Here is a 14,013-nt window from a genome sequence, read left to right as displayed (position 1 = left end):
GGTGCCCGCGGGGTCGGAGCGGTGCGGCCGAGAGGGCGGGCTGTGCGGGGGGTGGGAGCGCTGGTGTCGTGAGGGATCGTCGGCGTGGGCGGGAAGGCAGGCGGACACGGTCGGGTCTCCTTTCACTTGCGCAGCCCAAGGACAAGTAAAGTAAAGGTAATTCAACGTAAAGATGGTGTCAGTTCTTTCCGGGCAAATGGCGGAGAAGCTCACCGCTGTGAGTGAAGTAAGAGTTTTATCGGCTTGTCGTATTAATTCCTTCTCGAACCCGTGCGACCTTGGCGGCGCACTGCCGGCCCGGCCGGCACCGGATCAGCACACGCCGCCTCGGCGTCGGACGAGAGAAGGAAGTAGGTGTGCCGAACATGGCCGCCCGAAGGAACATGGCCGCCACCCAGAGGATCGCCGCGAGCGTCGTGGCCGCCGCGGCCTGCGCCTCCTCGCTCGCCGGCTGCGCGAGCGGCACCGGCACTCCCGGACACGGTGCGGCCGGTGCACCACGCCCCGAACACCGTCCCGCCCGGCCTCCCGGCACCGTCGTGCGCCTCATCGGCGACGGGTCCACCGCCTACACCGGAGCGCAGCCGCACCAGCCCCGGCCGGCGCGGCTGAAGTCCGGTGAGAAACCGCCCCAGTTCGTCGTCTTCTCCTGGGACGGAGCGGGTGAGGACGGCCAGCGGCTGTTCTCGCACTTCCGCGAGGTGGCCAAGGAGAACAACGCCTCGATGACGTTCTTCCTCAGCGGGGTGTATCTGCTGCCCGAGGACAAGCGCGACCTGTACCGTCCGCCGCAGCACGCGCCCGGCAGTTCGGACATCGGCTTCAACGACACCCGGGGCATCGCGGACACCGTCCGGCAGCTGCGCCTGGCATGGCTGGAGGGCCACGAGATCGGCACCCACTTCAACGGTCATTTCTGCGGTCCCGACGGCGGCGTGGGCCAGTGGTCCGTGGACGAGTGGAAGAGCGAGATCGAGCAGGCCAAGCAGTTCGTGCAGACCTGGAGGACCACCAGCGGACTGAAGGACCTGCCGCCGCTGCCCTTCGACTACGGCAGGGAACTCATCGGCGCCCGCACGCCCTGCCTGGAAGGCCGGGAGAACTTTATGAAGGCGGCGGCCGAGCTGGGCTTCCGCTACGACAGCAGCGGTGTGAACGACCAGGTCTGGCCGGAGAAGCGGCACGGCCTGTGGGACCTGTCCATGCAGCTGGTGCCGTTCCCCGGGCACACCTTCGAGCAGCTGGCCATGGACTACAACTTCATGGTCAATCAGTCCGGCACGCAGACCCAGGGCGACCCGGCCCGGTACGAGCACTGGGGCAACCAGATGCGCGACGGCCTGCTCCGCGGCTTCTACCGCGCCTACGACGGCAACCGTGCACCGTTGATCATCGGCAACCACTTCGAGTCCTGGAACGGCGGCACCTACATGCGGGCCGTGGAGGACGTCATGAAAGAGGTGTGCACCAAGCCCGAGGTGCGCTGCGTCTCCTTCCATCAGCTGGTGGACTGGCTGGACGCCCAGGATCCGCAGATCCTCGCCCGGCTGCGCACCTTGGAGGTCGGCGAGGCGCCCCGGGAGGGCTGGGCGTCCTTCCTGTCGGCCCGTCCGGCCCCGGCGCCCAAGGGCGTACCCGGGGCGCCCGCGCGTTAGATGCGCCGTTCGGACAGGTCTGCGCCGTTCGGACAGGTCGGTGTGGCGCCGGTGACAACAGGTCGGCGTGTCGCCGGTGACACGTGCACCGGTGCCTGCATACGGGTGAGGGCCTCCCGGGACCGGGTGCGGCAGCCGTCGCGCCCTGCCGGGAGGCCCTCGCGTCCGCCGAGGGTGCCGCGCCGCTCAGGCCGGGGCGGCGACGCCCTCGCCCAGCACGAAGCCGGGGTCGACCTGCGCCGCCAGGTCGGCTCCTGTGCGCTCGTTTCCCCAGGAGGCGGCGTTCTTGAGGTGGAAGTGCACCATCTGCTGGGTGTAGCGCTGCCAGTCCCGCTGCTCGTAGGTGGCGTCGGCGGCGTCCTGCAGGGTCCGCAGGGCGCGGCGGTTGGTGTCCTCCAGCAACGCGAAGCGGGGCGGCCGGCCCTTCTCCATGGCCCGGACCCAGTCCGAGTGGCCGACGGTCACGAGCAGGTCGTCCCCGACCTCGGCGCGCAGGAAGTCCAGGTCGTCCTGGCCCTGCACCTTGTTGCCGACGACCCGCAGAGCGACCCCGAAGTCCCGGGCGTACTCCTTGTACTGGCGGTAGACCGAGACGCCCTTCCGGGTGGGCTCGGCGACCAGGAACGTCATGTCGAACCGGGTGAACATCCCGGAGGCGAAGGAGTCCGACCCGGCCGTCATGTCCACCACGACGTACTCGTCGCGGCCGTCCACGAGATGGTTCAGATACAGCTCCACCGCTCCGGTCTTGGAGTGGTAGCAGGCGACTCCAAGGTCGGCGTCCGTGAAGGGGCCGGTGACCATGAGGCGGACGGCGCCGTCGTCGAGCTGCACCTCGCGCGCGCAGGCGTCGTAGATCGGGTTGTTCTCGCGTACGCGCAGCAACCGGGAGCCCTCGCCGGGAGGCGTCGTCTTGATCATCGTCTCGGCTGAGGTGATGCGCGGGTTGCTGCCGCGCAGGTAGTCCTTGATCAGCGGCAGCCGGTCGCCCATCGCGGGCAGTGCGGCCGCCTCGGCCTCGTCCAGGCCCAGGGCGACGCCCAGGTGCTGGTTGATGTCGGCGTCGATCGCGACGACGGGCGCGCCGGTCGTCGCGAGGTGGCGGATGAACAGGGAGGACAGCGTGGTCTTGCCGCTGCCGCCCTTCCCGACGAAAGCAATTTTCATGTTCACGAAGCGTAGCGAGATGATCGCTCCGCGTGGTGATCGGAGTGAAGAAGACCACTCCATCGTGGGGTGTGCCGGGCTGATGCGTAGGGTCGTACTCATGAGTACGACAGGCGCGACCGCCGAGCCTCCCCCGAGTTCCCGCACGGGCGTGAACCGGCAGGATCCCCTTGCGGCCCTGGGCGGTCTGCCCAGTGTGGCCGAGTCCGTGGAGTCCGTACGCAAGGCCGTGGACCGGGTCTACGGCCACCGGATCATGCGGCGCCGGAGCAATGCGATCACCTCGGAGGCGGCGTTGCGCGGCGCCCGCGCCTCCGCGGCGCTGTCCGGGGCCGACTGGGCCCTGGAGGAGGTGCGGCGGCGCACCGACTTCAGCGGCGACGACGAGGCGCGCGTGCTCGGCGCGGCGCTGCGCCTGACGGCCGAGGCGGGGCAACTGCTGTCCGTCTGGCGGCAGTCGCCGTTGCGGGTCCTGGCCCGGCTGCACCTGGTGGCGGCCGCCGGGACGCACGACGACGCCGTCGGCCGGCCCAGGCAGGAGGGCGAGGAGGTCGACGAGCCGCTGATCGACCTGCCGCTGCCCGGGGCCGACGAGGTCTCCGGGCGGCTGGAGGGCCTGGCGGACCTGCTCATCGCCGGTACCACCGCGCCGGCCCTGGTCGTCGCCGCGGTGGTGCACGGCGAACTGCTGGCGCTGCGCCCGTTCGTCTCCCACAACGGCCTGGTCGCCCGCGCGGCGGAGCGCATCGTGCTGGTCGGCAGCGGCCTGGACCCGAAGTCCATCTGCCCGGCCGAGGTGGGGTACGCCGAGCTGGGGACCGACGCCTACCGGGCGGCCCTGGACGGGTACGTCTCGGGAACCGCGGAGGGCATGGCCGCATGGATCGGGCACTGCGCCCAGGCGGTGCAGCTCGGTGCGCGCGAGTCGACGGCGGTGTGCGAGGCGCTGCAGCGCGGAGCGGCCTGATCGGCGACCGAGGACGCGCTGATTGCTCGTAGAGCGCGCACGGAGCGTACACAGGGTTGCGGCGGTACGAGGACTCGTACCGCCGCTGGCATGACCACCGAGTTACCAAGCGTCCTCGATGTGTCGCCCATCAGGTCGGGATCTTTGCCCGTGACCCGGTGCGGCTGGCCCGTAATCGACGGGTCGACGTCGCGTGGGTGCTCGGTGTTCATGCGTCGGTCCGTGGGGCCATGCGTCAAAGGTCGTCCTCTCGGACGTCCTTCGGTCTCGCGGGCCGTTAACTCCTTTGTACTGCATGCGAAGGACAAGCGGAACCCTTTGCCGCATATCTTTACTTGTCGGGTCAAGTTGGCAAAACGGGCGAGCTTGTGCAAGGAGGGGTCGCCAGGGGCCCGGTGGCCGTCCGGGCCCGTCCGTGCCGTGGCGGTCAGGCGGCCGTGCTCCGGCGGCGGCTCGCGAGCCACACCAGCCCCGCGGTCGCCGCGGCCGCTCCCACCGCCGCCGCCGCGACCAGGGCCGGGCGCGGGGGCGCGGACAGTCCCGGCAGCCGCTGCTTGAGCCGCACGGGGCGGTGGAAGTCGAGAACCGGCCAGCCGCGGGCGAGAGCCTCCCGGCGCAGCGCACGGTCGGGGTTCACCGCATGCGGGTGACCCACCGTCTCCAGCATCGGCAGATCGGTCACCGAGTCGCTGTACGCGTAGCACCGCCGCAGGTCGTACCCCTCGGACGCGGCCAGCTCCCGGATCGCCTCCGCCTTCGTCGGGCCGTACGCGTAGTACTCCACCTCGCCGGTGAAGCAGCCGTCCTCGCCGACCGCCATCCGGGTGGCCACCACCCGGTCCGCGCCCAGCAGTTCACCGATCGGCTCGACCACCTCCGCGCCCGATGTCGACACGATGACGACGTCCCGCCCGGCGGTGTGATGCTCCTCGATGAGGGACGCGGCCTCGTCGTAGATGATCGGGTCGATCAGGTCGTGCAGCGTCTCGGCGACGATCTCCTTGACCTGCTGCACGTTCCACCCGCGGCACAGGGACGACAGGTAGGCGCGCATGCGTTCCATCTGGTCGTGGTCCGCGCCGCCGGCGATGAAGACGAACTGGGCGTACGCGGTGCGCAACACGGCCCTGCGGTTGATCAGCCCGCCTTGGTAGAAGGACTTGCTGAAGGCGAGCGTGCTGGACTTCGCAATGACCGTCTTGTCCAGATCAAAGAAGGCCGCTGTGCGCGGCAGAGAGTGGTTTTCCACATCCTGGAGCATAGGGGCAGCCCATTCGGCGTAAGGTGGGCGCGTGGGTTTGCCTGAGAGGCCTCTCGGGTACACCATGGAAGTCACGGATCGTTCGCGACCGTGCTAACCCGGCCCGACTCCTCCCCCCCGAGTCGGCCGTGGAGACGACCCCCGCTCTCCCCCCCGGCGGGGGTCGTCGCATGTCCGGGCGGGTTTTCCGGTGACACCGGCCCTCGGTGGACGGTCGGGGCCCTCGGTGTCGGACGCCGGTCACTCCCTCATGATTCGTGACGCAGCGTAGTGGAAGTGCTGCGCTGCGAAAGACGTGACGAACAGACTCGGTACTCACCGGTTTGGGTGACCGCGGTATTCACAGGCGCCGAGTTGTCCACAGATTTCGATCAAGATCCACAACATTTTCCGGATCGCCGCATCGTCATTCCTGCGCGTCCCGCTCGACGCCTCGTTGATGGCCGGTTCTGTTTGCCGGGGCGCGTAAGGCCGGTTCGTATCGACCGGCCCTTATGAAGGCCGGTCGCCGGTTCTTCACAGGTTCGGGAATCGCGGTGCCCGAGGGGGCGCGCGAGACGCAGCGAAGGGGGAGCGGCCCGTGAGGGACACCGTCGCACACGATCCACCGCCCGGCACTCCGGGGCAGCAGGGCAGACCGCTGATCGTCACCGAGGACGCCCAGCTCCTCGACGACCTGCTGCGCCTGTGCGCGGCCGCGGGCGCCACACCCGAGGTCCACCACGGGCCGCCGGAGCGCGCAGGCGCCTGGGAGGCCGCGCCGCTGGTCCTGGTCGGCGACGACGCCGCGGTGCGAGTGCGCGGGGCGACACGTCGGCGGGGTGTGGTCCTGGTCGGCCGGGACCAGGACGATCCGGGCGTCTGGCGGCGCGCCGTGGAGATCGGCGCCGACCATGTGCTGGTCCTGCCGGACGGTGAGCAGTGGCTCGTCGACCGCATCGCCGACGTCGCCGAATCGGTCGGCAGGCCCGCCGTCACCGTCGGCGTCATCGGCGGCCGGGGCGGTGCCGGCGCGTCCACACTGGCCTGCGCGCTCGCCGTCACCTCCGCCCGGGAGGGCCGGCGCACCCTGCTCGTGGACGCCGATCCGCTGGGCGGCGGACTCGACGTCCTGCTCGGCGGGGAGACGGCCGAGGGCCTGCGCTGGCCCGCGTTCGCGGCCTCCCGGGGGCGGGTCGGCGGCGGCGCCCTGGAGGAGTCGCTGCCGCGCCTGCACTCCCTGCGGGTGCTCAGCTGGGACCGCGGCGACTGCGTGGCCGTCCCGCCGCAGGCCGTCCGGGCGGTGCTGGCCGCGGCCCGGCGGCGCGGCGGCGCCGTGGTGGTCGACCTGCCCCGCCGGGTCGACGAACCGGCCGCCGAGGTCCTCGCCCAGCTCGACGTGGGACTGCTGGTGGTGCCCGCCGAGCTGCGCGCCGTGGCGGCCGCCGCACGGGTGGCCTCCGCCGTCGGCCTGGTCCTGCGCGATCTGCGGGTGGCGGTGCGCGGACCGTACGCGCCCGGCCTGGACGAGCAGGAGGTGGCGCGGCTGCTCGGACTGCCGCTGGTCGGCGAGGTGCCGCTGGAGGCCGGGCTGCAGCGGCCCGGCGGCAGCAGCACACCGCCGGGGGCGGCCGCGCGTGGACCGCTGGCCCGGTTCTGCACCGAGTTCTGGCAGCGGATGCTCGTCGAGGCGGGTGCGTCATGAGGGCGGGGCAGGTCCCGCGGCACCCACCGGCCGGATACGGCACCGGCCGCGCGGCGCCTGTGCCCGGGGTGTCCGTCGCCCTGCTGGACGGTGTGCGGCGGTGGCTCGCCGAGAACGGGGCCGAACCCACACCCGCACGGGTGGCGCAGGCACTGCGGGAGCAGGGTCAGGTGCTCGGCGACGCGGAGGTGCTCGCGGCCGCCGAGCGGCTGCGGTCCGAACTGGTCGGCAGCGGCCCGCTGGAGCCGCTGCTGGCCGACCCCGGCGTCACGGACGTGCTCGTCTCGGCCCCCGACCGGGTCTGGGTCGACCGCGGCGGCGGACTGGAGCTGACCACCGTCGCCTTCCCCGACGCGGTGGCCGTCCGGCGCCTCGCCCAGCGCCTGGCCGCCGTGGCCGGGCGCCGGCTGGACGACGCCCGCCCCTGGGTGGACGCCCGGTTGCCGGACGGCACCCGGCTGCACGCGGTGCTGCCCCCCATCGCCGTGGACTGCGCCGTCCTGTCGCTGCGGGTGGTCCGGCCGCGGGCGTTCACCCTCGGCGAGCTGGTGGCGGCGGGCACGGTTCCGCCCGGCGGGGACCGGGTGCTGCGGGCACTGATCGACGCACGGCTGTCCTTCCTCGTCAGCGGGGGTACCGGCAGCGGCAAGACCACCCTGCTCAGCGCGCTGCTGGGCCTGGTCGGACCGGGCGAGCGCATCGTGCTCGCCGAGGACTCCGCGGAGCTGCGGCCCGACCATCCGCACGTCGTCCGCCTCGAAACCCGGCCCGCCAACCAGGAGGGCGCCGGTCTGGTCACCCTCGAGGACCTGGTGCGCCAGGCGCTGCGGATGCGGCCGGACCGGCTCGTCGTGGGCGAGGTGCGCGGCCCCGAGGTGGTCCACCTCCTGGCCGCTCTCAACACCGGTCACGAAGGCGGGTGCGGCACGGTCCACGCCAACGCGGCGGCGGACGTGCCCGCCCGGCTGGAGGCGCTGGGCACGGCGGCGGGGCTGGACCGGGCCGCCCTGCACAGCCAGCTCGCGGCCGCCCTGTCGGTCGTGCTGCACCTGGTGCGGGACCGCACGGGGCGACGCCGGATCGACGAGGTGCGGGTGCTGGAACGGGACGCGTCCGGCCTGGTCCGGACGGTACCGGCGCTGCGGTGGGCACCGGAGGCGTTCGTGCCACAGCGGGGATGGCAGCGGCTGCGGGAACTGCTCGGCGCCCGGGGCGGGCGACGGGCGGACGAGACGGACGGTACGGACGCGGCGAGGGGTGCCGACGGTGCGGTCGGCGCATCGGCCCGCGGCGAGCACGGGAGGGAGCCGGTGCGCGGATGCGAGCACGGAAGCGAGTCGGTGTGCGGATGCGAGCACAGGAGGGAGCTGGTGTGCGGGTGAGCTGGTGGGGCGGACCGGCGGTGGTCGCGGGAGCGCTGGGAGCGGTGTGCGCGGGGGCGTCCCCGTGGTGGCTGCCGGCCGGGCGTCCGTCGGACCGGCGGCGGGCACGGTCGCTGCTCACCGGCGGTGCGGCGGGTACCGGGCCGCCGCCGTGGGAACGGGCCCGCGGCCTGTCGGCCCGGCTCCGTCGGCGATACGGCCCCGAGTGGTGGGCGCCGGCCTTGGGAGTGCTGCTGTCGGTGCTCGGCGCCTCGCCGCTGCCGGTCCTCGTCGGTGCCGCCGCAGTGCCCCTCCTGCGCCGCGGCCGGCGCGCCCGGGCCGCGGACAGGGCACGTGAACGGCGGGCGGACGCGGTGATCGCGCTGTGCGGGACGCTCGCCGGGGAGGTACGGGCCGGGCGGCAGCCGGGCGAGGCACTGCTGAGCGCCGCACGGGACTCCGGGGGCCTCGGCGTCGCCCAGGCCGCCGTGCTCGCGGCGGCACGGTTCGGCGGGGACGTGCCCGGCGCGCTCGCCGAGGCGGCCCGGCAACCCGGCGCGGAGGGCCTGAACGGACTCGCCGCCTGTTGGCGGGTGGCCCTGGACCAGGGCGCCGGACTGGCCGCCGGGCTCGACCGGCTGGAGTCGGCGCTGCGCGCGGAACGCGACCAGCGCGCCGACCTGCGAGCCCAGGTGTCCGGAGCCCGGGTCACGACCGTGATGCTCGCCTGCCTGCCCGCACTGGGCCTGCTGCTGGGCACGGTCATGGGCGCCGATCCGCTGCACGCGCTGCTGCACACCGGAGCCGGCCTCGCCTGCCTGGTGGCCGGCGGGGCCCTGGAGGCCCTCGGGCTGTGGTGGGCCCTGGGGATCGTGCGACGGGCGGAGACGTCATGAGCCCGGACACCGCACACGCCCTGGGGGCGGTGGCCGTCGCGCTCCTGGGACCGACGGTGTGGCGGATCCAGGCGGTGCGCCGCAGGCGCCACACCCGACGGCGGACGGCCCGGTTGCTGCCCGGGGCGGTGCCGGGCGGACATCCCACCCCGCGCCGGACGGCCCCGTCCGCCCTGCGGACCTGGGTGCCGGTGGCGGCGGTGGCCTGCGCCGGATGGGCGCTGGTCGGCGGGATCGCCGGGATCGTCGCCGGGCTGGCCGGAGCGGCCGGACTGCGGTGGTGGCAGCAGCGGACGGGCAGTCGCCCCGAGACGGAGCCCGACGCCGCCGAGGCGGCTCGCCGGCTCCCGCTCGCCGCCGACCTTTTGGCGGCCTGCATCGCCGCCGGCGCGGGACCGGTGACCGCCGCCCAGGCGGTCGGGGAAGCCGTGGGCGGACCCGTCGGGGAGGCGCTCACCCACGGGGCGGCCCAGGTACGGCTGGGCGGCGCGCCGGACGACGCCTGGCGTCGGCTCGCCGCACTGCCGGGAGCCGCGGCCCTGGCCCGGCTGCTGGAACGGGCCGACGCCTCGGGGCTTCCCGCCGCCGGCCCGGCCGCCCGGATCGCGGCCGACGTACGGGCCGAACGGTCCCGCGCCGCGACGGCTCGCGCCCGCCGGGCCGCGGTCCTGGTCACCGCACCGGTCGGCCTGTGCTTCCTGCCTGCCTTCGTCGCGGTCGGCGTACTGCCCGTGGTGATCGGCCTGGCGGGCGGGGTGCTGAGGGGAGGTGGTGCCTGGTGACGACTGCGTGAACGCGCCGCGTGAACGAGCCGCGTGAACAAGTGGACACGTGAGCACACCGGGGCGCGGGGTGCCTCGGTGGAGCGACGAACCGACTCAAGAGACGGAAGGCCGAAGAGGCCGGAGAAGACCGGACCGGAGAAGACCGGACCGGAGAAGAACCGGAGAAACCGGAAAACGAGACCTCACGGGGGTTCAGATGGACCGATGGCGACGGATGCGGGCACGGATGCACGGCCTCGAGGGCCGGGTGCGCGACCTGACGGACCGGGTGCACCGCCTGGCGGGCCGACTGCGCCGGGACACGGGGATGGTCACGTCCGAGTACGCGATGGGCATCATCGCGGCGGTGGCGTTCGCCGTGCTGCTGTACGAGGTGGTGACGAGCGGGCAGGTCAAGACCGAACTGCAGAACATCGTGAAGCGAGCGCTCAGTGCACGGACGTGAGCGGCGCCGCGGGCGCGGGGGCGACGCCGGGTTCGTGACCGCGGAGGCGGCCATGACCCTGCCCGTGCTGGTGCTCGTGGTGGCCACGCTGGTGTGGGGGCTGCTCGTGGTGGTCGCCCGGATCCAGTGCGTGGACGCGGCACGGGCGGGGGCCCGTGCCGCCGCCCGCCAGGACCCGGACGGTGCTGTCGTCCAGGCGGCCCGCGAGGTGGCGCCACCGGGAGCGAAGGTCGCGGTGAGCCGGACCGGCCGGCACGTCCACGTGGTCGTGACGGCCGATCCGCCCGGCCTGGGCCCGCTGCCCTTCGACCTGAGGGAGGAGGCCGTGGCCGAGGCCGAGGAGGCCGTCGGGGCGGCGACGACGGAAGCAGCCGGGGCGAAGGCAGACGCCGGGACTGCGGAAGGAGCTGGGGCCACTGAAGGAGTTGGCGCTACAGAAGAAGCCGGGACGACGGACGCAGCCAGGATGACGGACGCAGCCAGGATGACGGACGCAGCCAGGATGACGGACGCAGCCAGGACGACGGAAGGAGCCAGGACGACGGAAGGAGCGGACCCGTGAGCGGCCGGCTCCGCGCGGACGCGGGGCGGCGCTCGGGTGACGGTGCCCGCGGCAGCACCGCGGTCCGGAGCGACCGGGGATCCGCCACCGTGTGGAGCGTGGGGGCGATCGCCGTGCTCTGCGCGGTCTTCGGCGCGGGCCTCGCCCTGGGACAGGCCGTGGTCGTCCGGCACCGTGCCGCCGGCGCCGCCGACCTGGCGGCCCTGGCCGCGGCGGGCCACTGGGCGGAGGGCCGCGCGGAGGCCTGCGCCCACGCCGACCGGGTCGCCCGCGCCCAGGGTGCCCGGCTGGTGCGCTGCACGCTGGAGGGCACCGTCTCCGACGTCACGGCGGCGTGGGCGCAGGGGCCGCTGTCCGCACAGGCGAGGGCCCGGGCGGGACCGCCCGCTCCTCCGGACCCCGCTGCCGTGGACACTGCCGTCCCGGACACCGCCGCCGTGGACGCCGGTCCCGCTGCCCCTGCCGCCGGTCACACCTCTGCTGCGGGCGCTGGGCCCGGCTGAGAGGCACCCCGCCCCCAGGTAGGGGAGGCCCCCCAGGTAGGGGAGGCCCCCAGGTAGGGGAAGGCCCGACAGGTGGCGAAGAGGGCACGGCCCTCGCCTCCCAGTCGGCGCGCAGGGACGACGGATACCGCCCCGGCGGGAGCACGGGCCGCCCCGCCACAGCCCTCAGGCCGGGCGGTCCTCCGTCTCCGGTTCGTCCGGCGGGGCGCCCTTCAGCAGCACCGTCAGCAGCCGCACGGCGCCCCTCTTGTGCAGCGGGTCGTTGCCGTTGCCGCACTTGGGGGACTGGATGCACGACGGGCAACCGGCGTCGCACTCGCAGGAGGCGATGGCCTCGCGCGTCGCGGTGAGCCAGGCGCGGGCGGTGCGGAAGGCGCGCTCGGCGAAGCCCGCGCCGCCGGGATGGCCGTCGTAGACGAACACCGTGGGCAGAAGGGTGTCGGGATGCAACGGGACGGAGACGCCGCCGATGTCCCAGCGGTCGCAGGTGGCGAACAAGGGGAGCATGCCGATCGACGCGTGCTCGGCGGCGTGCAGGGCGCCGCCGAGGATCTCCGGGCCGATCCGGGCCTCGTCCAGCTGGTCCTCGGTGACCGTCCACCACACCGCCCGGGTGCGCAGCGTGCGCGGAGGCAGATCGAGCTTGGTCTCGCCCAGCACCTCGCCCGTGAGGACCCGGCGGCGCAGGAAGGAGACCACCTGGTTGGTGACCTCGACGGAGCCGAAGCACAGACGGCCGTCGCCCCAGGGGATCGCGACGTCGGTCTCCAGCACGGAGACGGCCGTGGTGTCCCGGGCCACCGTCGTGTAGGGCGGGTTCGCCTCCTCGACCAGGGCGACCGAGTCGTCCAGGTCCAGGGACCGCACCAGATAGGTACGCCCCTGGTGCAGATGGACGGCGCCCTCGTGCACGCTCGTGTGCGCGGCGGCCTCGTCGACCGTGCCGAGCAGTCGCCCGGTGCCCGCCTCGACGATCTGTACCGGCCGTCCGCCCTCGCCGCGGATGTCGGTGAGGTCCGCGGCGCGTTCCCGGCGCGTCCAGTGCCAGGCCTTCGTGCGGCGGCGCAGCAGTTGCGCCGCCTCCAGCTGCGGCAGCAGTTCGGCCGCGGCGGGCCCGAACAGGCCGAGGTCCTCCTCGGTGAGCGGCAGCTCGGCGGCGGCCGCGCACAGGTGCGGGGCGAGGACGTACGGGTTGTCCGGGTCCAGCACGGTGGACTCCACCGGCTGGTCGAACAGGGCCTCGGGATGGTGGACCAGGAAGGTGTCCAGCGGGTCGTCGCGGGCGACCAGCACCGCCAGCGCGCCCTGCCCTGCCCGGCCGGCCCGCCCGGCCTGCTGCCACAGGGAGGCGCGGGTGCCCGGATAGCCGGCGATGAGGACCGCGTCCAGACCGGAGACGTCCATCCCGAGTTCCAGGGCGGTGGTGGCCGACAGGCCGAGCAGCTCGCCGGAGTGCAGGGCGCGTTCCAGGGCGCGGCGTTCCTCGGGAAGGTAGCCGCCCCGGTAGGCCGCGATGCGCCGGGACAGCGGCCGGTCGATCTCCTTGAGCCGTTCCTGGGCGATGACCGAGATCAGCTCGGCGCCGCGCCGGGAGCGGACGAAGGCGACCGAGCGCACGCCCTGCAGGGTGAGGTCGGTGAGCAGGTCGGCGGTCTCGGCGGTGGCGGTGCGGCGGACCGGGGCGCCCTTCTCGCCCTGCAGCTCGGTCAGGGGCGGCTCCCATAGTGCAAACACCAGTTCACCGCGGGGGGAGGCGTCGTCGGCCACCTCGACCACCGGCAGGCCGGTGAGGCGCGTGGCCGCCACCGCGGGCTCGGCCGCGGTCGCCGAGGCCAGCAGGAAGGCCGGCGAGGAGCCGTAGCGGGCACAGAGCCGGCGCAGGCGGCGCAGGACCTGGGCGACATGGGAGCCGAAGACGCCCCGGTAGGTGTGGCACTCGTCGACGACGACGTACCTCAGCGACCGGAGAAAGGAGGCCCAGCGCGGATGGGAGGGCAGGATCCCGCGGTGCAGCATGTCGGGGTTGGTCAGCACATAGGTGCCGTACTGGCGGATCCACTCCCGTTCCTCGAACGGCGTGTCGCCGTCGTACACCGCCGGGCGCACGGCGGTGCCCAGCGGGCGCACCAGCTCCCGCACCGTGCGGAACTGGTCCGCTGCCAGCGCCTTGGTGGGCGCCAGATACAGGGCGGTGGCGCCGCGGCCGCCGGTCTGCGACCCGCCGCCCCGTGGCGGTCCCGGCCGCCCGGTTCCGTCGGCCGCCGGCCCGGCGCCGTCGAGAAGCGCGGACAGGACGGGCACCAGATACGCCAGCGACTTGCCGGACGCCGTGCCCGTGGCGACCACCACCGACTCGCCGTCGAGCGCGAGTTCGGCCACGCGTGCCTGGTGGGCCCACGGGCGCTCGATGCCGACGGCGCGCACGGCCGCGACGACCTCGGGGCGAATCCGATCGGGCCAGACGGCATGACGACCCTCCCGCGGGGGCAGGTGCTCCGTATGAGTGATGCGCGCAGCCCGGTTCGGTCCGGACGCGAGCCGGTCCAGGAGCACGCCGGGCGGGAGACGGGGGGCGGGGTCCGTCGCGGGTCGATCGGATCGGTGATTGTTGGCCATTGGCACCGAGTGTGTCACCGGCGTGACGGACAATGGAGCCAAGGCGTCGTGCACGCCTGCCGGTAAGTGATTGAATGCCATCGCGGCTGGCGAACCGTCCTGGGGGCCTCA

The 14,013-nt window shown here is 73.7% G+C and carries 12 protein-coding genes; 9 read left to right on the top strand and 3 right to left on the bottom strand.

Annotated features, from left to right (window positions below; genetic code table 11):
- The first annotated feature begins 383 nt into the window (after positions 1-383).
- On the top strand, positions 384-1,655 hold the full coding sequence (locus tag OG899_RS12015; protein ID WP_168132094.1) for a hypothetical protein: 1,272 nt from the start codon (positions 384-386) through the stop codon (positions 1,653-1,655).
- A 186-nt stretch (positions 1,656-1,841) separates the two neighbouring features.
- Here the strand turns inward: OG899_RS12015 and OG899_RS12010 are convergent, their stop codons facing one another.
- Positions 1,842-2,822 carry an ATP-binding protein gene (locus tag OG899_RS12010; RefSeq protein WP_125498009.1) on the bottom strand — a complete coding sequence of 327 codons (981 nt, stop codon included), beginning with the start codon at positions 2,820-2,822 and terminating at the stop codon, positions 1,842-1,844.
- Positions 2,823-2,922: 100 nt separating this feature from the next.
- Here OG899_RS12010 and OG899_RS12005 point away from each other — a divergent pair, with 100 nt between their 5' ends.
- Positions 2,923-3,789 carry a Fic family protein gene (locus OG899_RS12005; RefSeq protein WP_229814460.1) on the top strand — a complete coding sequence of 289 codons (867 nt, stop codon included), beginning with the start codon at positions 2,923-2,925 and terminating at the stop codon, positions 3,787-3,789.
- A 427-nt stretch (positions 3,790-4,216) separates the two neighbouring features.
- Here the strand turns inward: OG899_RS12005 and OG899_RS12000 are convergent, their stop codons facing one another.
- Complete coding sequence (locus tag OG899_RS12000) at positions 4,217-5,050, bottom strand: HAD family phosphatase (protein WP_168132084.1); 834 nt, start codon at positions 5,048-5,050, stop codon at positions 4,217-4,219.
- A gap of 580 nt (positions 5,051-5,630) precedes the next feature.
- Between OG899_RS12000 and ssd the strand changes: the two genes are divergently transcribed.
- From ssd to OG899_RS11965, 7 genes are all read left to right on the top strand, one after another.
- A complete protein-coding gene (gene ssd / locus OG899_RS11995; protein ID WP_125498012.1) occupies positions 5,631-6,734 on the top strand; it encodes a septum site-determining protein Ssd in 1,104 nt (367 codons plus the stop codon).
- Positions 6,731-8,116: a TadA family conjugal transfer-associated ATPase gene (locus OG899_RS11990; RefSeq protein WP_229814459.1), complete on the top strand. Its 1,386-nt coding sequence runs from the start codon at positions 6,731-6,733 to the stop codon at positions 8,114-8,116. The genes ssd and OG899_RS11990 overlap by 4 nt, the downstream gene beginning before the upstream one ends.
- Positions 8,083-8,991 (top strand): type II secretion system F family protein, encoded by a 909-nt coding sequence (locus OG899_RS11985; RefSeq protein ID WP_125498013.1) that lies wholly within the window; start codon positions 8,083-8,085, stop codon positions 8,989-8,991. The genes OG899_RS11990 and OG899_RS11985 overlap by 34 nt, the downstream gene beginning before the upstream one ends.
- A complete protein-coding gene (locus OG899_RS11980; protein ID WP_125498014.1) occupies positions 8,988-9,773 on the top strand; it encodes a type II secretion system F family protein in 786 nt (261 codons plus the stop codon). Before OG899_RS11985 ends, OG899_RS11980 begins: the two co-directional genes overlap by 4 nt.
- A 199-nt stretch (positions 9,774-9,972) precedes the next feature.
- On the top strand, positions 9,973-10,221 hold the full coding sequence (locus tag OG899_RS11975) for a DUF4244 domain-containing protein (protein WP_229813919.1): 249 nt from the start codon (positions 9,973-9,975) through the stop codon (positions 10,219-10,221).
- Entirely contained in the window at positions 10,208-10,783 is a 576-nt protein-coding gene (locus OG899_RS11970) for a TadE family type IV pilus minor pilin (RefSeq protein ID WP_373296686.1), read from the top strand. The genes OG899_RS11975 and OG899_RS11970 overlap by 14 nt, the downstream gene beginning before the upstream one ends.
- 89 nt (positions 10,784-10,872) lie before the next feature.
- Entirely contained in the window at positions 10,873-11,286 is a 414-nt protein-coding gene (locus OG899_RS11965) for an Rv3654c family TadE-like protein (protein WP_229813935.1), read from the top strand.
- Between the two features lie 165 nt (positions 11,287-11,451).
- Here OG899_RS11965 and OG899_RS11960 read toward each other — a convergent pair whose 3' ends face one another.
- Positions 11,452-13,983, bottom strand: coding sequence for a DEAD/DEAH box helicase (locus OG899_RS11960; RefSeq protein ID WP_168132083.1), 2,532 nt, complete (start codon positions 13,981-13,983; stop codon positions 11,452-11,454).
- Positions 13,984-14,013 lie beyond the last annotated feature (30 nt).

It is taken from the genome of Streptomyces thermoviolaceus (assembly GCF_045209695.1).
Taxonomy (GTDB): Bacteria; Actinomycetota; Actinomycetes; order Streptomycetales; family Streptomycetaceae; genus Streptomyces; species Streptomyces thermoviolaceus.
This window is presented reverse-complemented; position numbering and strand designations above follow the sequence as displayed.

What these genes read in the sequence shown, in the direction of transcription:
- OG899_RS12015 (WP_168132094.1), top strand. Translation starts at nt 384, where the DNA reads ATGGCCGCCACCCAGAGGATCGCCGCGAGCGTCGTGGCCGCCGCGGCC.
- OG899_RS11985 (WP_125498013.1), top strand. Translation starts at nt 8,083, where the DNA reads ATGCGAGCACAGGAGGGAGCTGGTGTGCGGGTGAGCTGGTGGGGCGGA.
- OG899_RS12000 (WP_168132084.1), bottom strand. Translation starts at nt 5,050, where the DNA reads ATGCTCCAGGATGTGGAAAACCACTCTCTGCCGCGCACAGCGGCCTTC.
- OG899_RS11980 (WP_125498014.1), top strand. Translation starts at nt 8,988, where the DNA reads ATGAGCCCGGACACCGCACACGCCCTGGGGGCGGTGGCCGTCGCGCTC.
- OG899_RS12010 (WP_125498009.1), bottom strand. Translation starts at nt 2,822, where the DNA reads ATGAAAATTGCTTTCGTCGGGAAGGGCGGCAGCGGCAAGACCACGCTG.
- OG899_RS11975 (WP_229813919.1), top strand. Translation starts at nt 9,973, where the DNA reads ATGGACCGATGGCGACGGATGCGGGCACGGATGCACGGCCTCGAGGGC.
- OG899_RS12005 (WP_229814460.1), top strand. Translation starts at nt 2,923, where the DNA reads ATGAGTACGACAGGCGCGACCGCCGAGCCTCCCCCGAGTTCCCGCACG.
- OG899_RS11960 (WP_168132083.1), bottom strand. Translation starts at nt 13,983, where the DNA reads ATGGCATTCAATCACTTACCGGCAGGCGTGCACGACGCCTTGGCTCCA.
- OG899_RS11990 (WP_229814459.1), top strand. Translation starts at nt 6,731, where the DNA reads ATGAGGGCGGGGCAGGTCCCGCGGCACCCACCGGCCGGATACGGCACC.